Genomic DNA, 18,505 nt, shown 5'->3' on the forward strand with positions numbered 1-18,505 from the left:
GGGCAGGCCTCATCGCGGTGGTTCGGCATTCCGACGAGCCACCGCGAAGAGGTTACAGCAGAGGCGCTTGGTCAGGCGCGCTGGCTGAACTGCGCCAACGCCGGCAGCAACTGCTTGTCGATGGCCTGGCGCACGGCCGGCAAAATGGTCGCGCTGCCGGTGTACATCTGCTCGACCATGCCCTTGAGCGCCTTGGCATTGGGTTCGGTCAGGCCGCGCACCACCACTTCGCAGGCCTGCTCGGCGCTGGCCCCGGCGGGGATGTCGAAGCCCCGGGCGCGCAGGTGGCCCAGCAGGTCGTCCTGGTCGATCAGATCCGCATGCATCATGGCTGTTGCCTCTTTTGTCGCTGTTGTTTGCGACCGATTCTGTGTCGCTTGCGACAGCCCGGCAAGGACAGATTGTCGCGATGGCTGCTTTGGCTAAGAACAGGTCGTTTACGGCTAAATCGGATCATGAGCGAGCCAGCACACTGGGGCCATTCACGGCACCCGAGGGTTTGGTCACCCTCACTTCTCGCACAGTGGATGTTGCTCGCTCTTGGCCCCGCAAGCTCACGGCTTTGCGGGGTTATTTTTTGCCTGCAAACGCCATCGCGGGGCAAGCCCGCTCCCACGCTGATCTGCGTGGGAGCAACTGTCGTGTGCTGCCTGAACCGGCCCCATCGCCGGCAAGCCGGCTCCTACAGGTGCAGCGCTGGTCTGAGGTTTATGCAATCCATGTGGGAGTGGCGGTGCGCCGATGCGACTTGCCCCGCGATGGTGTGTTCCGGCTATCCAGGCAGGGCGATCACCCGGCCTGCGAACGCGGCCCCAGGCAGATCTCGCTGCCCCTCTACCAGCTCCAGCAGCACCCCGACACTGCGCTCCCCGAATGGCGCCGACTTCGGCCCCGCCAGGTCCACATGCAGCAGCATCTGCTCGCTGGCCGCCAGCGCTTCGTCAAACCCTTCCCGGTGCAGGCTGTGGTACAGGTGCAGGCGCTTCTTGTCGAAACCGATGATCTGCGTCTGCACCCACACCTGGGTATCGAGCTTCACCTCGTGCAGGTAGTTGATGTGCGCCTCCAGGGTGAACAGCGAATGCCCGCTTTGCCCGCGGGTGTCGGCGTCCAGGCCGATGCGTTCCATCAGCGCATCGGTGGCGTAGCTGAAAATCAGCAGGTAGTAGGCATCGCGCAGGTGGCCGTTGTAGTCGACCCAGTCCTGGTTGACCCGGGTTTGGTAAGTGATCAGTGCGGGCATCGCAATCTCCTCAGTCGCCGAAGGCCATGCCGTGGCTGGCCTTGCTGGTTTTCACCGCCTCCAGCACCGCCAGCAAGGTGTCGTCGCGGTAACGCTCCAGCGCGGCGATGCTGCGCTCGCCCAGTTGCTCGGCAGTACCCTCGACCACATCGTCGATCAGCTTGTCGGTCAGCTCCGGCGCGGGCAGGTAGGTCCAGGGCAGTTTCAGCGCCGGGCCGAACTGGGCCATGAAGTGGCGCATGCCGGCATCGCCGCCGGCCAGGGTGTAGGTGAGGAAGGTGCCCATGAACGACCAGCGCAGGCCGGCGCCGAAGCGGATCGCGTCATCGATTTCGCCGGTGCTGGCCACGCCGTCATTGACCAGGTGCAGGGCCTCGCGCCACAGCGCTTCGAGCAGGCGGTCGGCAATGAACCCGGGCACTTCCTTGCGCACGTGCAGCGGGCGCATCCCTAAGGCGGTGTAGATGGTTTTCGCGGCTTCGATGGCTTCGGGGCTGGTGTGCTTGCCGCCGACGATTTCCACCAGCGGCAACAGGTACACCGGGTTGAACGGGTGGCCGACCACGCAGCGTTCGGGGTGGCTGGCCGACTCGTAGAATTCGCTGGGCAGAAGGCCCGAGGTGCTGGAGCCGATGATCGCGTCTGGCTTGGCGGCGGCGCTGATCTTTGCGTGCAGCTCGAGTTTGAGCTCAAGCCGTTCAGGGGCGCTTTCCTGGATGAAGTCGGCGTTGCGCACGCACTCTTCGATGGTGGCGACGAAGCTCAGGCGCTCTGGCGAGGCGCCGGGGGCCAGGCCCTGCTTTTGCAGGGCCGGCCAGGCATTATTGATGCGCTTGCGCAGGGCGGCTTCGGCGCCGGGGGCCGGGTCCCAGGCCACCACGTCCAGGCCGTGGGCCAAGGCGCGGGCGACCCAGCCGCTACCGATGACGCCGCTGCCCAGGGCAGCGAAGGTTTTGATGTCGGTGATGAAAGGCATGTCGGATTCTCGCTAGGTGTGTTCGGGTTTACGCAGATCCTGTGGGAGCGGCCTTGTGTCGCGATGGGCTGCGCAGCAGCCCTGAGATCTCGACCTCTTGCACCATCGTCGGGGCTGCTGCGCAGCCCATCGCGACACAAGGCCGCTCCCACAGAGGCATCCCCTAGGCCTGGAGTGGTGCAGCCACAGGGGTCAGCGGCGCTTTAGGTTCATCTTTTCCCGGCCCTCGGCCGGGCTCAGCACGCGCCCGCCCATGCGGGTGATGATTTCTGCCGCGCGCTCCACCAATTGGCCGTTGCTGGCCAGCACGCCGCGGTCCAGGTACAGGTTGTCCTCCAGCCCCACCCGCACGTTGCCGCCCAGCAGCACGGCCTGGGCGGCCATGGGCATCTGCATGCGGCCGATGCCGAAGCCGGCCCAGGTCACGTCGGCCGGCAGGTTGTCGACCATGGCCTTCATGGTGGTGGTGTCGGCCGGCGCGCCCCAGGGGATTCCCAGGCACAGCTGGAACAGCGGGTCGTGCAGCAGGCCTTCCTTGATCATCTGCTTGGCGAACCACAGGTGGCCGGTGTCGAAGATCTCAAGCTCCGCCTTTACCCCCAGCTCGGTAATGCGCTTGGCGCCGGCGCGCAGTTGCGCCGGGGTGGAAACATAGATGGCATTGCCGTCGCCGAAGTTGAGGGTGCCGCAGTCCAGGGTGCAGATTTCCGGCAGCAGCGCCTCTACGTGGGCCAGGCGTTCCAGCGGGCCGATCAGGTCGGTGCCGGCGCCGAATTCCATGGGCGTTTCGCCCGGGCCGATCTCCAGGTCGCCGCCCATGCCGGCGGTGAGGTTGACGATGATGTCCACATCGGCCTCGCGGATGCGCTCCATCACCTCGCGGTACAGCGCCACGTCACGGCTGAAACGGCCGGTCTGCGGGTCGCGAACGTGGCAGTGGACCACCGTGGCACCGGCCTTGGCGGCCTCTACTGCGGCCTCGGCGATCTGTTTTGGAGTGACCGGGACCAGGTGGCTCTTGGCGACCGTGTCGCCGGCGCCGGTGAGGGCGCAGGTGATGATGACGTCGTGGTTCATGGGGGTTCCTTTTTGCAGGTCTGGCCCTATCGCGTGTAGGAGCGGCCTTGTGTCGCGAAAGGGGCGCGTAGCGGCCCCGCGTTTTCAGCAGCGCGCACAAATCCCGGGGCTGCTGGCGCAGCCCTTTCGCGACACAAGGCCGCTCCTACAGGCGATGAGGCCCTGTCAGTTGGCGGTGAGCTTGAGGTTGTCCGCAGCCGGCTTGCCGTCGAAGGTGGTCACCCCCTCCAGCCAGCGGGCTTTGTCTTCGGGGTGGTCCTTAAGCCACTGGCGGGCGGATTCCAGGGCGTCCTTGTGGTCGAGTAGCGGCTGCATCATGCGGCTCTCGTCCTCGGCGCTGAAGCTGAGGTTGGCCAGCAGGCGGTGGGCGTTGGGGCAGCGCTGGGCGTAGTCCGGGGCGGTCACCGTCCACACCGTGGCGCGGCCCTCGTCCGGGCCCAGGGCGTCCTGGCTGTCACCCAGGTAGGCCATGTCGATGTTCACGTTCATCGGGTGCGGCGCCCAGCCGAAGAACACCACGGCCTCCTTGCGCCGTACCGCGCGGTCCACGGCGGCGAGCATGCCGGCCTCGCTGGATTCGACCAGCTGGAACTTGCCCAGGTCGAACTGGTTGTTGCTGATCATCGCCTTGATCTGGGTGTTGGCGCCCGAGCCTGGCTCGATACCGTAGATCTTGCCGCCCAGTTCCTTCTGGAACTTGTGAATGTCGGCGAAGGTTTTCAGACCCTTGTCGTACAGGTACTTGGGCACCGCCAGGGTGGCGCGGGCGTCTTCCAGGCTGGGTTTGTCCAGCACCTTCACCTGCTGGGCATCGACGAACGGCGTGATGGTCTGGGTCATGATCGGGTTCCAGTAACCCAGGAACATGTCCAGGCGCTTGTCGCGAATGCCGGCGAAGATGATCTGCTGCGAGGCACTGGTCTGCTTGGTCTGGTAGCCCAGCCCGTCGAGCAGCACCTGGGCCATGGCGCTGGTGGCGATGACGTCGGTCCAGTTGACCACACCCAGGCGCACGTCCTTGCAGGCAGCGGGTTCGGCGGCGAACAGCGGGGTGGCCAGGGTGGAGCTGAGGGCGAGGGATAACAGGCTGCGGCGGACAAAGCGATGCATGGTGGCTCTCCATCGGCAGTACGTATTGTTATAGGGGCGGCCTCTTGCGGACCGTGTAGATACGCTACGCTGGCGCCGGGGTAGAAAATCGCACCCTGGCGACCAACAATTGCACTATGGCGACCACCTTCACGTGGAGCAGGCGATGCCGCAAACCATTCACTTTCTGTTGTTGCCGGGCTTCTCGGCGATGGGCTTCATCAGTGCCCTGGAACCGCTGCGGGTAGCCAACCGCTTTCGCGCAGCGCTGTACCGCTGGCAGGTGCTGAGCCTGGACGGCGGCGCGGTACTGGCCAGCAACGGCATGTCGGTGAACGCCGATGGCGCGCTGGCCGAGGCTGGCGGGGCGCAGATGCTGCTGGTGGTGGCCGGCTTCGAGCCGCTGGCCTGCTACGGGGCGGCGTTGCAGCAGGCGCTGCGTCGGCTGGATCATGACAACGTGGTGCTGGGCGGCATCGACACTGGCGCCATGCTGCTGGCCGAGGCCGGCCTGCTCGATGGCCACCGCGCGACCTTGCATTGGGAGGCGCTGGAGGCGTTCAAGGAGCGCTACCCGCGCTTGCAGGCCACGCAAGAACTGTTCGAAATCGACCGCCGGCGCATCACCTGTGCCGGCGGTACCGCATCCATCGACCTGATGCTCGACCTGATCGCCCAGGCCCACGGCAGCGAGCTGGCGGTGCAGGTGTCCGAACAGTTCGTGCTGGGGCGCATCCGCCCGCGCCAGGACCACCAGCGCATGCAGATCGCCAGCCGCTACGGGCTGCGCAACAAGAAGCTGGTGAAGGTGATCGGCGAGATGGAGCGCAACACCGAGCTGCCGCTGAATACGCAGGTGCTGGCCGACGCGGTACAGGTGACCCGGCGCCAGTTGGAGCGGTTGTTCCGCCTGCACCTGGACGACACGCCCAGCGGCTTTTACTTGCGCCTGCGCCTGGACAAGGCCCGGCAGTTGTTGCGCCAGACCGACATGGGGGTGCTGGAGGTGGGGGTGGCGTGCGGGTTCGAGTCGGCGTCGTACTTTACCCGGTGTTACCGGGCGCGGTTCGAGCGCTGCCCGCGGGAAGACCGATTGGCGTCATAAGCTGAGGGCCCTATCGCCGGCAAGCCGGCTCCTACAGGGTTACAGTGTAGGAGCCGGCTTGCCGGCGATAGGGCCGGTACAGGCAATCACTGCTGCCCGATACCTTGCAGATATTCCGACCGTTCATCACTGCGCTGCGCCACGCAGGTATTCCACGCCGCTTCGAAGGCCTTGCTGCCAGGCTTTTCGGCATAGGTCTCGACCTTGCAGTCGGCATCGCGCAGTTGCGTCCACAGCTTTTCAGCTGCCTCCATGCGCCCGGCCAGCGCGTTGGCCTTGTCGCTTTCGTCGGCGTACTGGTCGCGGATGCGCTGGATCAGATCGTCATACGCGTCCTTCAGGCCACGCTCGGCTGCCTGCTTGTTATAGGCGGCGCAGGCGTAGCCCTGCTGATCGCTCTCGACGTTGTCGCAGGGCGTGCTCTCTTCCTCGGCGGCGTGGGCCCCGCATGCCGCGGCCAGCAACACCAGCCATGCCATTGATTTCATCCGTTTTCTCCTGAACAGGCTGACGAATCGCAGGGATTCTCGCTCAGCCAACGCCTGCGCGATAGCTCCCTGACGAAATGTTCATGAAGCCCTTGTCGAGACTGAATCTCATCTGTGAGCGGCGTGCCAGAGCGTGCCCTGTCGGCCCTTGACGCTTTCGGCAAACCCCCTGTCGTTTTTGCATCGGGGCGCCATGGAGCACAGGCATATGCTGGCCCCAAAGCACGGGCACACGGCCCGGCGCCCGCAAACTTCAATAAAAGGGGACAGCCTGATGAGCCCAGCCGAACTTCACGCCGACAGCATCGTCATCGACGGCCTGATCATTGCCAAATGGAACCGCGAGCTGTTCGAGGACATGCGCAAGGGCGGGCTGACCGCGGCCAACTGCACGGTGTCGGTGTGGGAGGGCTTCAAGGCCACCGTCGACAACATCGCCGCCAGCCAGAAGCTGATCCGCGACAACGCCGACCTGGTAATGCCGGTGCGCACCACCGCCGACATTCGCAAGGCCAAGGAGCTGGGCAAGACCGGCATCCTCTTCGGCTTCCAGAACGCCCACGCGTTCGAAGACCAGATCGCCTATGTAGACGTGTTCAAGCAGTTGGGCGTGGGCATCGTGCAGATGTGCTACAACACCCAGAACCTGGTGGGCACCGGCTGCTACGAGCGTGACGGCGGGCTGTCGGGCTTCGGCCGCGAGATCGTCGCCGAAATGAACCGCGTCGGCATCATGTGCGACCTCTCGCATGTGGGCTCCAAGACTTCCGAGGAAGTCATCCTCGAATCGAAAAAGCCGGTGTGCTACTCGCACTGCCTGCCCTCGGGCCTCAAAGAACACCCGCGCAACAAGTCCGATGAAGAGCTCAAATTCATCGCCGACCACGGCGGCTTCGTTGGCGTGACCATGTTCGCGCCGTTTTTGGCCAAGGGCATCGACTCGACTATCGACGACTACGCCGAGGCCATCGAGTACACCATGAACATCGTCGGTGAAGACGCCATCGGTATCGGTACCGACTTCACCCAGGGCCACGGCCAGGACTTCTTCGAGTACCTGACCCACGACAAGGGTTACGCCCGTCGCCTGACCAACTTCGGCAAGATCATCAACCCGCTGGGCATTCGCACCGTCGGCGAATTCCCCAACCTCACCGAAACCTTGCTCAAGCGCGGCCATTCCGAGCGTGTGGTGCGCAAGATCATGGGCGAGAACTGGGTGAACGTCCTCAAGGATGTGTGGGGCGAATAAGCCGCTCTCCAAGCCTGAAAGCCCCTGCCAGCAACGCCGGGGCATCCAAATACAAAAATTTTCTGGAGTTGAGTTTCCATGGCCAAGATCGCCCCGCAATTGCCAATCGAAGTCGATACCGAAACCGGCGTATGGACCAGCGACGCCCTGCCGATGCTGTACGTGCCCCGGCATTTCTTCGTCAACAACCACATCGGCATCGAGGAAGTGCTGGGCGCCGACGCCTATGCCGAGATCCTCTACAAGGCGGGCTACAAGTCGGCCTGGCACTGGTGTGAAAAAGAAGCCGAGTGCCATGGCCTGGAAGGCGTGGCGGTGTTCGAGCACTACATGAAGCGCCTCAGCCAGCGCGGCTGGGGCTTGTTCAAGATCCAGGACATCGACCTGGATAAAGGCACCTGCAGCGTCAAGCTCGAGCACTCGGCGTTCGTGTACGTGTACGGCAAGTGCGGGCGCAAGGTCGACTACATGTTCACCGGCTGGTTCGCCGGTGCCATGGACCAGATTCTCGCTGCCCGCGGCAGCAAGATCCGCACCGTTGCCGAACAGGTCTACGGCGGGTCGGAAGAAGGCCACGAAGATGGCCTGTTCGTTACAAAGCCGTTGTAAGCCGGAGACCGCGTCATGGCATTCGAAGCAATGTTCCAGCCGATTCAGATCGGCAAACTGACCATCCGCAACCGCGTGCTCAGCACCGCGCACGCCGAGGTGTATGCCACCGACGGCGGCATGACCACCGACCGCTATGTGAAGTACTACGAAGAAAAGGCCAAGGGCGGCATCGGCCTGGCGATCTGCGGCGGCTCGTCGGTGGTGGCCATCGACAGCCCGCAGGAGTGGTGGGCATCGGTCAACCTGTCCACCGACCGCATCATCCCGCACTTCCAGAATTTGGCCGACGCCATGCACAAGCATGGCGCCAAGATCATGATCCAGATTACCCACATGGGCCGCCGCTCGCGCTGGGACGGCTTCAACTGGCCGACCCTGATGTCGCCGTCGGGTATCCGTGAACCGGTACACCGCGCCACCTGCAAGACCATCGAGGTGGAAGAGATCTGGCGCGTCATCGGCAACTACGCCCAGGCTGCGCGCCGGGCCAAAGAGGGTGGCCTGGACGGCGTCGAGCTGTCGGCAGTGCACCAGCACATGATCGACCAGTTCTGGAGCCCGCGGGTCAACAAGCGTACCGACGAGTGGGGCGGCAGCTTCGAAGGGCGCATGAAGTTCGGCATGGAAGTGCTGAAAGCCGTGCGCGCCGAAGTGGGCGACGACTTCTGCGTAGGCATGCGCATTTGCGGTGACGAGTTCCACCCCGATGGCCTCAGCCACGAGGACATGAAGCAGATCGCCGCCTACTACGATGCCACCGGCATGCTCGATTTCATCGGCGTGGTGGGTTCGGGTTGCGACACCCACAACACCCTGGCCAACGTCATCCCCAACATGAGCTACCCGCCGGAGCCGTTCCTGCACCTGGCGGCCGGCATCAAGGAAGTGGTCAAGGTCCCGGTGCTGCACGCGCAGAACATCAAGGACCCGAACCAGGCCACGCGCATTCTCGAAGGCGGCTACGTCGACATGGTCGGCATGACCCGCGCGCACATGGCCGACCCGCACCTGATCGCCAAGATCAAAATGGGCCAGATCGACCAGATCAAGCAGTGCGTCGGTGCCAACTACTGCATCGACCGCCAGTACCAGGGCCTGGATGTGCTGTGCATCCAGAACGCCGCCACCTCCCGTGAATACATGGGTGTGCCGCACATCATCGAGAAGACTACCGGCGTGAAACGCAAGGTGGTGGTGGTTGGCGCAGGCCCTGCCGGCATGGAAGCGGCCCGCGTGGCTGCCGAACGTGGCCACGACGTGACCCTGTTCGAGAAAAAAGAGCAAATTGGCGGGCAGATCACCATCGCCGCCAAAGCCCCGCAGCGTGACCAGATTGCCGGTATCACCCGCTGGTACCAGCTGGAGCTGGCGCGCCTGAAAGTCGACCTGCGCTTGGGCACCGCCGCCGACGTGGCGACCATCCAGGACTTGCGCCCGGACGTGATCGTGCTGGCCGTGGGCGGGCATTCGTTCCTCGAGCAGAACGAGCACTGGGGCGCCGCCGAAGGGCTGGTGGTCAGCAGCTGGGATGTACTGGACGGCAAGGTTGCGCCGGGCAAGAACGTGTTGGTGTACGACACCATCTGCGAATTCACCGGCATGTCGGTGGCCGACTTCATCGCCGACAAGGGCAGCCAGGTCGAGATCGTCACCGACGACATCAAGCCGGGCGTGGCCATGGGCGGCACCACCTTCCCGACCTACTACCGCAGCATGTACCCGAAAGAAGTGATCATGACCGGCGACATGATGCTGGAGAAGGTCTACCGCGAGGGCGACAAGCTGGTGGCGGTGCTCGAGAACGAGTACACCGGCGCCAAGGAAGAGCGGGTGGTCGACCAGGTGGTGGTGGAGAACGGCGTGCGGCCTGACGAGCAGCTGTACTACGCGCTCAAGGACGGCTCGCGCAACAAGGGCCAGATCGACGTGGAGGCGCTGTTCGCCATCAAGCCGCAGCCGATCCTCAGCCAGCCGGGCGAGGGCTACCTGCTGTACCGCATCGGCGACTGCGTGGCCCAGCGCAACGTGCATGCGGCGATCTACGACGCCTTGCGCCTGTGCAAGGATTTCTGATCGATAACCGTCATCGCCACCGGGCGCGGTCCCTGTAGGAGCGGGCTTGCCCGCGATGGCGTCAGCTCAAGCAACTGTGTTGTCTGATCGGACGCCATCGCGGGCAAGCCCGCTCCTACAGGGGTCCGCGCCGCACTTTAGGTGGCGCTAGATTCCAGCTGTTGTGGGAGCCTCCCATGTTGAACACCCTTCTACCCATCCTGCTGTTCGCCGCCCTCGCCCTGGCGGTGCTTGGCGCTGCGCGCCGGGTGCGCATGTGGCGGCGCGGGCGGCCCAGCCAGGTCAACCTGCTGGCCGGCCTGCTGGCCATGCCGCGGCGCTATCTGGTAGACCTGCACCATGTGGTCGAGCGCGACAAGTACATGTCCAAGACCCACGTGGCCACCGCTGGCGGCTTCGTGCTGTCGGCCGCGCTGGCGATCCTGGTGCATGGCTTCGGCCTGCGCAGCCAGATCCTCGGCTACGCGCTGCTGGTGGCCACGGTGATCATGTTCAGCGGCGCGCTGTTCGTCTTCAAACGCCGCCTCAACCCGCCCTCGCGCCTGTCCAAGGGCCCGTGGATGCGCCTGCCCAAGAGCCTGCTGGTGTTCGCCGCAAGCTTCTTCATCGCCACCTTGCCGGTGGCCGGCATTCTGCCTGCCGACACCGGCGGTTGGGTGATGGTCGGTATTCTTGGTTTGGGCGTCATGTGGGGCGTGTCCGAGCTGTTCTTCGGCATGACCTGGGGCGGGCCGATGAAGCACGCCTTCGCCGGTGCCCTGCACCTGGCCTGGCACCGCCGCGCCGAGCGCTTCGGCGGCGGCCGTTCCACCGGCCTCAAGCCGCTGGACCTCGAAGACCCCAACGCACCGCTGGGTGTGGAAAAACCGGTGGATTTCACCTGGAACCAACTGCTGGGCTTCGACGCCTGCGTGCAGTGCGGCAAATGTGAAGCCATGTGCCCGGCCTTTGCCGCCGGTCAGCCGCTGAACCCGAAAAAACTCATTCAGGACATGGTCATTGGCCTTGCCGGTGGCACCGACGCGAAATTTGCCGGCAGCCCCTACCCGGGCAAGCCGGTGGGCGAGCACGGCGGCCACCCGCACCAGCCAATCGTCAACGGCCTGGTGGACGCCGAAACCCTGTGGTCGTGCACCACCTGCCGCGCCTGTGTGGAAGAGTGCCCGATGATGATCGAGCACGTTGACGCCATCGTCGACATGCGCCGCCACCTGACGCTGGAAAAAGGCGCCACCCCGAACAAGGGCGCCGAGGTGCTGGACAACCTGATCGCCACCGACAACCCCGGCGGCTTCGCCCCGGGCGGGCGGATGAACTGGGCGGCCGACCTCAACCTGAAACTGCTGTCAGAGGTGAAAACCACCGAGGTGCTGTTCTGGGTGGGTGATGGCGCCTTCGACATGCGCAACCAACGCACCCTGCGCGCCTTCGTCAAGGTGCTCAAGGCCTCGGGCGTGGACTTTGCCGTGCTCGGCCTCGAAGAGCGCGACAGCGGCGACGTGGCCCGGCGCCTGGGCGATGAAGCGACCTTCCAGCAACTGGCCAAGCGCAATATCCAGACCTTGGCCAAGTACCGCTTCCAGCGCATCGTCACCTGCGACCCGCACAGCTTCCATGTGCTGAAAAACGAGTACGGCGCCCTGGGCGGCGAGTACCAGGTGCAGCACCACAGCACCTACATTGCCGAACTGATCGCAGCAGGCAAGCTCAACCTTGGCCAGCACAAGGGCGGCAGCGTCACCTACCACGACCCGTGCTACCTGGGCCGCTACAACGGTGAGTATGAAGCCCCGCGCGACGTGCTCAAGGCCCTGGGGATCGAAGTACGCGAGATGCAACGCTCGGGCTTCCGCTCGCGCTGCTGCGGCGGTGGCGGCGGTGCGCCGATCACCGACATCCCGGGCAAGCAGCGCATCCCCGACATGCGCATGGACGACATTCGCGAAACCGAGGCCGAGCTGGTTGCCGTGGGTTGCCCGCAGTGCACTGCCATGCTTGAAGGGGTGGTCGAACCGCGCCCGCAGATCAAGGACCTGGCCGAGTTGGTGGCCGATGTGCTGATCGAAGACGAAACCCCGGCCGCCGCCAAGTCGCAGCCGGCCAAACGTGAACCTGCGGAGGTGCACTGATGAGCGACATCATCCGCCGCGACCCACGCGCCGAGTGGATCGCCCGTAACCGCCTGCACCCGCTGCACGCGGCCATGCAAACGCAACAAACCAGCTGGATGGGCCCTAACGGGCTGATGCGCAAGAACCCCCACGCCATCGCCGCAGGCTTCACCGGCCCGGCCGGGCTCAAGCGCATCGACCGCAGTGGCGCCCAGCAGGGCACCGGTGTTGGCGGCCGGCGCACCGCCGCTGCCGAAGTGCAGCTGCCGCTGCACCAGGTGGCGGAACCTGCGTTTTACATTGCCGTGGTACCGGATATGGTCGGTGGCCGCCTGGGCAGCCACGACCGCGACCTGCTGGGCCTGGCCCACAGCCTGGCCGGCAGTGACGGCGCGGTGCTGGCCATCGTGTTTGGCGAACATAAAGAAAGTAACTTTTCCACAGCCGGCGTCGACCGGGTGCTGGTCATCGAGGGCGAGGCTTTCGAGGGTTATGCACCGGAGCAACTGGTCCAGGGCCTGCGGGCTGTGGATAACCAGCTCGCCCCGCGCCACTGGCTGCTGCCCGACAGCCGCACCGGTGGCGGCGAACTGGGCCGGCGTTTTGCCGCCGCCCTGGGCGAGCGCCCGGCCACGCGGGTGTGGCAGGTCAAGGACGGCCAGTGTATCGGCCGTGCCGGTGCCGGCCAGCAGGATATCCAGCGCCAGTTGCCGCGGCTGATCCTGGCCGCCGCCGAATGTGCGGAGCCGGTCAGCGAAACCCGCCACGAAGCCTTGCCGGTGGAGTTGTCCACAGGCGTGGCGCGCAGCCTGTCGCGTATCGAAGACCTGGGCTCGGTGGCCGTGGACCCGGCCGCCATCGCCATGGCCGAGGCCGAGTTCATCGTCTCGGGCGGCAACGGTGTGAAGGATTGGGAGCTGTACCACCAGGCCACGGCAGCGCTGGGCGCCACCGAAGGCGCCTCGCGGGTGGCGGTGGACGACGGCTTCATGCCGCGCAACCGCCAGGTGGGCGCCACCGGTACCTGGGTCACGGCGCGGGTGTACGTGGCTGTGGGTATCTCGGGGGCCATCCAGCACCTGCAGGGCATCGGCGCCTGCGACAAGGTGGTGGCGATCAACATGGACCCGGGCTGCGACATGATCAAGCGGGCCGACCTGTCGGTGATTGGCGACAGCTCGGCGATTCTCAAGGCACTGATCGAGGCTGTGGACAACTACCGCAGCGGCGGCCAGCGCGACGCGGCATAAGGGCACAAGCATGACTACCAAAGTGATCAGCCTGGTTTCCGTCGGTGCCCACCCAAGCTCCGGCCGCGCCCGCCGCGCCGAGCAGGACGCGCGCGCCGTGGAGCTGGGCTTGCAGCTGGCTGGGGATAACTTGCAGGTGGTGCATGCCGGCGACCCCCATGAAGAGGCGCTGCGCGCCTACCTGGGCATGGGCCTGGAGCACCTGGACGTGCTCGAGCAGCCGGCTGGCGCCGATGTGCTCGGTGTGTTGGGTGAATATTTGCGCGACGCCGGCGCCCAGCTGGTGCTGACCGGCAGCCAGGCGGAAACCGGTGAGGGCTCGGGCATGCTGCCGTTTTTGCTCGCCGAGAAGCTTGGCTGGCCGCTGGTGGTGGGCCTGGCCGAGGTGGAGTCGATCGAAAACGGCACCGCCCAGGTGCTGCAGGCCCTGCCACGCGGCCAGCGGCGCCGCCTGAAGGTACGCCTGCCGTTGCTGGCGACTGTGGATAACGCCGCGCCCAAGCCGCGCCAGAGCGCTTTTGGCCCGGCGCGACGCGGTGTGCTGGCGGCGCACGAGGTGGCGGTGGTGGATGACCCGGTGCTCGGCGATGACGCCCTGCAGCCGGCGCGGCCACGGCCCAAGCGGCTCAAGGTGATCAAGGCCAAGAGCGGCGCCGACCGTATGAAGGCGGCCACGGCCAAGGCCAGTGGCGGTGGGGGCAAGGTGCTCAAGGATGTGTCGGCGCAGGAAGGCGCCGAGGCGATCCTCAAGCTGCTGGTGGAGGAGGGGGTTTTGCGCTGAGCAAGGCCCCAGATGCTGCACGGTCCCGTGTAGGAGCGTAATGCTGTTCACTTAGAATTGCCGGGGCGCCGTCCGGTCGAGATGGGCTGCCAAGCAGCCCCAACCCAGGCAACGCTTCTCTTAAGTGAACAGCATTACGTGTAGGAGCGGCACAAGGCCGCTCCTACAGGGGGCGTGCATTTTGCCCACCAAATCTGTTCGCCAAGCTGTGGGTAAAGTGTTTGCGCTTCGCTACAGCCCTTTAGAATCAAAGCCTTCAGTCGATCGATCAATTATTGACCAGTCGTTTGTTCGACTCTGCCGCTCAACTCCCCGGCACTTGCCCACATTCGCTGTTGGCGGCCCTGTGGATAATCTGTTTGGTCATCGCTACAGGCCACGGTTTGAAAGGCTTGTAGCGGTTTGTTCGAAAAACGATCAAATCGGCGTGCGAGGCTGCTCATATCAGTGAAATCAACGGGATGAGGTGTTTATCCACAGCACCTGCAGTCCTCTTGCTGCGCTTGTTCACAAACACTGTTGGTCTCTCTGTGGACAAGGTGTTGGATAGTCCTTGTAGGCCTTTGTTTACAGGGCCTGCAGAGTTTTGATCGTTTTTTGATCAGCGATCGTCAAATACCTGACCCTGATGTTTTACACATCCGTTGTGGGCCTGCTTGTGGATAAAGTGTTCGCATTCCTCGCCAGCCCTTGTGGCGCATGGTCGGCATGTGTCTGATCAAATTATGAGCAACTGATATTTTTGTCAGTACCCACTTGTTGCGGGCGGCGATAGGCTGGTGCAGAAAACCCCCAGGTATTTGCTGGCATGACGAATTTTCTACTCGAACTCGATCGGCAGCAGTCCGTAATGACGGGCACGGCTGGCCATTCACGGGCCTATTCGCCTTATGGTGCGCCCAATAGCACGACTGGCCCTGGGCTAGGATTCTGTGGCCAGCATCGCGATCCGTTGACCGGTTACTACGGGCTGGGCAATGGCCGTCGCTACTACAACCCGAACCTGATGCGCTTCGTGAGCACGGACAGCCTCAGCCCTTTTGGACGAGGAGGGGTCAATGCGTACGCCTACTGTGGTGGGGACCCGATAAACCGGACAGATCCGGGGGCACAGTATTGGCGCAGGGTGGTAGGCGCTTCTTCCAGCTTGACCACATTGACGGGTGCGATCGTCAGGACTGCAAGAAACGAGGCCTTGAGGCTTCGGCACGAGCACCTAGTTGCCCAAGGCCAACCTTCATCTTTTTCACCGACACCTTTACTGAACCGGATCGGCAACACTGCATTCGCCGCCACTGGGGTTTCGGGGGTGCTGGGCAATCTTCTGCAAGGCTTCGAAAACGGTTGGGCGGATGATTCGCTTATCACGGTCGCCAACGGATTCGGTCTCGCCAACTCCGGGGGTAACATCACCGGCGGAGTCTTATCAAACTTCAGCGCTGCCCGGGAAACCTGGGCGCTCATGGGGCAGCCCGGCGTTGCTTCAAGCCGCGTAGTTTCAGGAACCTTCCTGGAAATCACCGGCTTCAGGATGGCAAGTGAGGCTGTGGCCTACACAGTTAGGCGAGCCTGGGAGCACGGGCAAGGGGTGGTGCGTTTCTTGAGGGCGGGTGCCGAAGGATGGCGGGGTTGGAGAGCTGAACGCAACCAACCTGCTGATATCCAGATGAACGATGTCAGGCGGTCCCCCTGACACGCGGCGTTGCGCTGCCAGGGGGCCGATTGAGTTACTGCGCCTTCACTTCCTTCAGGTACGGCGCCGGCTCCGCCCCAAGGTTCTCCAGCACACGCTGGCTGTACCAGTCGATGAAGTTGACCACGCCGAACTCATAGGTTTTCGAGTAAGGGCCAGGCTGATAAGCAGTGGAGTTGATCCCGCGCTGGTTCTCTTCGGCCAGGCGGCGGTCCTGGTCGTTGGTGGCGTCCCACACCTTGCGCATGCGCTCGGGGTCGTAGTCCACGCCTTCGACGGCGTCCTTGTGCACCAGCCACTTGGTGGTGACCATGGTTTCCTGCGCACTGATCGGCCACACGGTGAACACGATCATGTGGTCGCCCATGCAGTGGTTCCACGAGTGCGGCAGGTGCAGGATGCGCATCGAGCCCAGGTCCGGGTTCTTGATGCGGCCCATCAGCTTCTGGCAGGCCTGCTTGCCGTCCATGGTCATCGACACGGTGCCCTTGAGCAGCGGCATGCGCACGATGCGGTTACGCAGGCCGTGGCTCTTGTGCAGGTAAGGGATTTTCTCGGCTTCCCAGGCGGCGGCCGAGGCGGCCACGTGGTCCTTGAATTCCTGGCTGGCGCGCGGGTCGTTGGTGTCGTCCCATTCCAGCAGGGTTTGCAGCAGCTCCGGGTGCGAGCCCGAGCAGTGGTAGCACTCGCGGTTGTTCTCCAGTACCAGCTTCCAGTTGGCCTTTTCCATCAAGGTGGTGTGCACCGCCACCTTGGTGTTCTCCATGTCGTACGGTTCCATGTAGTGCTCAAGGGTTGCCAGGAACTCGTCGATGGCCGGTGGGTTCTCGGCCAGGCTGATGAAGATGTAGCCGCCGGCCACTTTTACCTGCACAGGCTTGAGGCCGTATTCCTTCATGTCGAAGTCGGCGCCCATTTCGGTACCGGCGAACAGCAGGCGGCCGTCCAGTTCATACGTCCACTGGTGGTAGTGGCAGACCAGCTTGGCCACCTTGCCCTTGTCGCTGACGCACAGGCGCGAGCCGCGGTGGCGGCAGACGTTGTGGAAGGCATGCACCTTACCTTCGGCACCGCGTATCACGATGATCGGGTTCTTGCCGATCTGCAGGGTGATGTAGTTGCCCTTGGCCGGGATCTCGCAGGTCATGCCGGCGATCAGCCACTCCTTGTGGAAGATCTCCTGCATGTCGATCTGGAACAGACGCTCGTCGGTGTAGAACGGTTGCGGCAGCGAGTAGGTGCGCTCGCGGGTCTGCAGCATCTCGGCGGTGGCCTTGCGTGCAGGTTCCAGTGGATCGCCCAGGCTCAGGGTTGCGGTGACGTCCATCGTGTATTCCTCGGGGCCGTTGGCGGCCGGCAAAAGGTGGCTAATCGTTGTTGTGGTGCCGCAAGGCTGTGTGCTTTCAAACAGCGTGTTGTTTTGCCGAGGAGTGTGCGTTCGAAGCGTGCGCGAACCATATCCATGGGCGACATGGCCGAATCGAATTCCGACTCGGCAACCCTTGCCAGGTGGGGCTGGTCGCGATAAGTACGCCGATGTCGTGGATGGGAATGTACGACGCCCCGGGAGTGCGCATTATCGCAGCCATAAGAAAGGCCGATCGTCGGCTGCTGGAGATGAACATGTCCGATACCTTCCTCAATCCGGTCACCACCCAGACCTGGGCCAATGGCCGCCACATCGTGCGCTGCGTCAAGGTCATCCAGGAGACCTGGGACGTGCGCACCTTCTGCTTCATGGCCGACCAGCCGATCATGTTCTTCTTCAAGCCCGGGCAATTCGTCACCCTGGAGCTTGAGATCGAAGGCAAGCCTGTGATGCGTTCGTACACCATCTCAAGCTCGCCCTCGGTGCCCTACAGCTTCTCGATCACGGTCAAGCGCGTACCGGGCGGGCTGGTATCGAACTTCCTCCACGACACCATGCATGAGGGTGCGGAGCTGCCGGTGCACGGGCCGGTGGGGCTGTTCAACGCCATCGACTTCCCGGCGGGCAAGGCGCTGTATTTGTCTGGTGGTGTCGGCATCACCCCGGTGATGTCCATGGCCCGCTGGTTCTACGACACCAACGCCAACGTCGACATGGTGTTCGTGCACAGCGCCCGCTCGCCCAAGGACATCATCTACCACCGTGAGCTGGAGCAGATGGCTTCGCGCATCCCCAACTTCAGCCTGCACATCATTTGCGAAAAGCACGGGCTGGGCGAGCCGTGGGCCGGCTACCGTGGCTACCTGAACCAGCGCCTGATGGAGCTGATCGCCCCGGACTACATGGAGCGGGTGGTGTTCTGTTGCGGCCCGACGCCCTACATGACGGCGGTCAAGCGCATGCTCGAGGCGGTCGGCTTCGACATGAAGAACTACCACGAGGAGTCGTTCGGGGCTACGCCACCGGAGGCCAAGGCCGATGCCGTGGAGCACGCCGAAGCCGCCGCCGATGCGCCGGAAGTGGACCTGGCCGACCTCAACCTGGTGGAGTTCGTCGGCAGCGACAAGAGTATCCGCGTGGCGCCGGGCGAGACCGTGCACGCCGCAGCGGCCAAGGTCGGGCTGATGATTCCCAAGGCCTGCGGCATGGGCATCTGCGGCACCTGCAAGGTGCTCAAGCTGGGCGGCGAGGTGGAGATGGAGCACAACGGCGGCATCACCGAGGACGACGAAGCCGAGGGCTACATCCTGTCGTGCTGCAGTGTGCCCAAGGGGGATGTGCGGATCGAGTATTGATCCGGCACCGCAACGCATCGCGGGGCAAGCC

16 protein-coding genes are annotated in these 18,505 nt (G+C 64.1%); 9 read left to right on the plus strand and 7 right to left on the minus strand.

Annotated elements, in window-relative coordinates; all coding sequences use genetic code 11:
• Positions 1–71 precede the first annotated feature (71 nt).
• The 5 genes from KSS94_RS01735 to choX all read right to left on the minus strand — a co-directional run bounded on the left by KSS94_RS01735 (position 72) and on the right by choX (position 4,406).
• The gene (locus tag KSS94_RS01735) at positions 72–329 is read right to left on the minus strand and encodes a hypothetical protein (RefSeq protein WP_217841391.1); all 258 of its coding nucleotides are present in this window, start codon (positions 327–329) and stop codon (positions 72–74) included.
• Positions 330–772: 443 nt separating this feature from the next.
• Entirely contained in the window at positions 773–1,243 is a 471-nt protein-coding gene (locus KSS94_RS01740; RefSeq protein WP_217841392.1) for a thioesterase family protein, read from the minus strand.
• A 10-nt stretch (positions 1,244–1,253) separates the two neighbouring features.
• Positions 1,254–2,219 (minus strand): L-carnitine dehydrogenase, encoded by a 966-nt coding sequence (locus KSS94_RS01745; RefSeq protein ID WP_217841393.1) that lies wholly within the window; start codon positions 2,217–2,219, stop codon positions 1,254–1,256.
• Between the two features lie 192 nt (positions 2,220–2,411).
• Positions 2,412–3,296 (minus strand): 3-dehydrocarnitine:acetyl-CoA trimethylamine transferase CdhC, encoded by an 885-nt coding sequence (gene cdhC, locus KSS94_RS01750; RefSeq protein ID WP_217841394.1) that lies wholly within the window; start codon positions 3,294–3,296, stop codon positions 2,412–2,414.
• Positions 3,297–3,461: 165 nt separating this feature from the next.
• A complete protein-coding gene (gene choX / locus KSS94_RS01755) occupies positions 3,462–4,406 on the minus strand; it encodes a choline ABC transporter substrate-binding protein (protein ID WP_217841395.1) in 945 nt (314 codons plus the stop codon).
• Positions 4,407–4,551: 145 nt separating this feature from the next.
• Between choX and KSS94_RS01760 the strand changes: the two genes are divergently transcribed.
• Complete coding sequence (locus KSS94_RS01760; protein ID WP_217841396.1) at positions 4,552–5,490, plus strand: GlxA family transcriptional regulator; 939 nt, start codon at positions 4,552–4,554, stop codon at positions 5,488–5,490.
• Positions 5,491–5,576: 86 nt separating this feature from the next.
• Here the strand turns inward: KSS94_RS01760 and KSS94_RS01765 are convergent, their stop codons facing one another.
• Positions 5,577–5,978 carry a lysozyme inhibitor LprI family protein gene (locus tag KSS94_RS01765; protein WP_217841397.1) on the minus strand — a complete coding sequence of 134 codons (402 nt, stop codon included), beginning with the start codon at positions 5,976–5,978 and terminating at the stop codon, positions 5,577–5,579.
• A gap of 274 nt (positions 5,979–6,252) precedes the next feature.
• Here KSS94_RS01765 and KSS94_RS01770 point away from each other — a divergent pair, with 274 nt between their 5' ends.
• From KSS94_RS01770 to KSS94_RS01800, 7 genes are all read left to right on the plus strand, one after another.
• Positions 6,253–7,230, plus strand: coding sequence for a dipeptidase (locus KSS94_RS01770; RefSeq protein ID WP_217841398.1), 978 nt, complete (start codon positions 6,253–6,255; stop codon positions 7,228–7,230).
• Positions 7,231–7,308: 78 nt separating this feature from the next.
• Complete coding sequence (locus KSS94_RS01775; protein ID WP_217841399.1) at positions 7,309–7,839, plus strand: DUF5943 domain-containing protein; 531 nt, start codon at positions 7,309–7,311, stop codon at positions 7,837–7,839.
• Between the two features lie 15 nt (positions 7,840–7,854).
• A complete protein-coding gene (dgcA, locus tag KSS94_RS01780; RefSeq protein WP_217841400.1) occupies positions 7,855–9,915 on the plus strand; it encodes an NADH:flavin oxidoreductase in 2,061 nt (686 codons plus the stop codon).
• Positions 9,916–10,091: 176 nt separating this feature from the next.
• Positions 10,092–12,044 (plus strand): dimethylglycine demethylation protein DgcB, encoded by a 1,953-nt coding sequence (gene dgcB, locus KSS94_RS01785; protein WP_217841401.1) that lies wholly within the window; start codon positions 10,092–10,094, stop codon positions 12,042–12,044.
• The gene (etfA, locus tag KSS94_RS01790) at positions 12,044–13,276 is read left to right on the plus strand and encodes an electron transfer flavoprotein subunit alpha (protein ID WP_217841402.1); all 1,233 of its coding nucleotides are present in this window, start codon (positions 12,044–12,046) and stop codon (positions 13,274–13,276) included. The genes dgcB and etfA overlap by 1 nt, the downstream gene beginning before the upstream one ends.
• Positions 13,277–13,286: 10 nt before the next feature.
• The gene (etfB, locus tag KSS94_RS01795; RefSeq protein ID WP_217841403.1) at positions 13,287–14,057 is read left to right on the plus strand and encodes an electron transfer flavoprotein subunit beta; all 771 of its coding nucleotides are present in this window, start codon (positions 13,287–13,289) and stop codon (positions 14,055–14,057) included.
• Between the two features lie 808 nt (positions 14,058–14,865).
• Positions 14,866–15,750 (plus strand): RHS repeat-associated core domain-containing protein, encoded by an 885-nt coding sequence (locus KSS94_RS01800; RefSeq protein WP_217841404.1) that lies wholly within the window; start codon positions 14,866–14,868, stop codon positions 15,748–15,750.
• 34 nt (positions 15,751–15,784) lie between these two features.
• On the opposite strand, the gene gbca is transcribed toward KSS94_RS01800, so the two are convergent.
• Positions 15,785–17,077, minus strand: a complete 1,293-nt coding sequence (gene gbca, locus KSS94_RS01805; RefSeq protein ID WP_217841405.1) for a glycine betaine monooxygenase oxygenase subunit — start codon at positions 17,075–17,077, stop codon at positions 15,785–15,787.
• 296 nt (positions 17,078–17,373) lie between these two features.
• Here gbca and gbcB point away from each other — a divergent pair, with 296 nt between their 5' ends.
• Entirely contained in the window at positions 17,374–18,474 is a 1,101-nt protein-coding gene (gbcB, locus tag KSS94_RS01810; RefSeq protein ID WP_217841406.1) for a glycine betaine monooxygenase reductase subunit, read from the plus strand.
• The last annotated feature ends 31 nt before the right edge of the window (positions 18,475–18,505 follow it).

The sequence above is a fragment of the Pseudomonas fakonensis genome, assembly GCF_019139895.1.
Taxonomy (GTDB): Bacteria; Pseudomonadota; Gammaproteobacteria; order Pseudomonadales; family Pseudomonadaceae; genus Aquipseudomonas; species Aquipseudomonas fakonensis.

Coding starts and splice junctions, on each gene's coding strand:
- KSS94_RS01735 (WP_217841391.1), bottom strand. CDS start 329: ATGATGCATGCGGATCTGATCGACCAGGACGACCTGCTGGGCCACCTG.
- KSS94_RS01740 (WP_217841392.1), bottom strand. CDS start 1,243: ATGCCCGCACTGATCACTTACCAAACCCGGGTCAACCAGGACTGGGTC.
- KSS94_RS01745 (WP_217841393.1), bottom strand. CDS start 2,219: ATGCCTTTCATCACCGACATCAAAACCTTCGCTGCCCTGGGCAGCGGC.
- cdhC (WP_217841394.1), bottom strand. CDS start 3,296: ATGAACCACGACGTCATCATCACCTGCGCCCTCACCGGCGCCGGCGAC.
- choX (WP_217841395.1), bottom strand. CDS start 4,406: ATGCATCGCTTTGTCCGCCGCAGCCTGTTATCCCTCGCCCTCAGCTCC.
- KSS94_RS01760 (WP_217841396.1), top strand. CDS start 4,552: ATGCCGCAAACCATTCACTTTCTGTTGTTGCCGGGCTTCTCGGCGATG.
- KSS94_RS01765 (WP_217841397.1), bottom strand. CDS start 5,978: ATGAAATCAATGGCATGGCTGGTGTTGCTGGCCGCGGCATGCGGGGCC.
- KSS94_RS01770 (WP_217841398.1), top strand. CDS start 6,253: ATGAGCCCAGCCGAACTTCACGCCGACAGCATCGTCATCGACGGCCTG.
- KSS94_RS01775 (WP_217841399.1), top strand. CDS start 7,309: ATGGCCAAGATCGCCCCGCAATTGCCAATCGAAGTCGATACCGAAACC.
- dgcA (WP_217841400.1), top strand. CDS start 7,855: ATGGCATTCGAAGCAATGTTCCAGCCGATTCAGATCGGCAAACTGACC.
- dgcB (WP_217841401.1), top strand. CDS start 10,092: ATGTTGAACACCCTTCTACCCATCCTGCTGTTCGCCGCCCTCGCCCTG.
- etfA (WP_217841402.1), top strand. CDS start 12,044: ATGAGCGACATCATCCGCCGCGACCCACGCGCCGAGTGGATCGCCCGT.
- etfB (WP_217841403.1), top strand. CDS start 13,287: ATGACTACCAAAGTGATCAGCCTGGTTTCCGTCGGTGCCCACCCAAGC.
- KSS94_RS01800 (WP_217841404.1), top strand. CDS start 14,866: ATGACGAATTTTCTACTCGAACTCGATCGGCAGCAGTCCGTAATGACG.
- gbca (WP_217841405.1), bottom strand. CDS start 17,077: ATGGACGTCACCGCAACCCTGAGCCTGGGCGATCCACTGGAACCTGCA.
- gbcB (WP_217841406.1), top strand. CDS start 17,374: ATGTCCGATACCTTCCTCAATCCGGTCACCACCCAGACCTGGGCCAAT.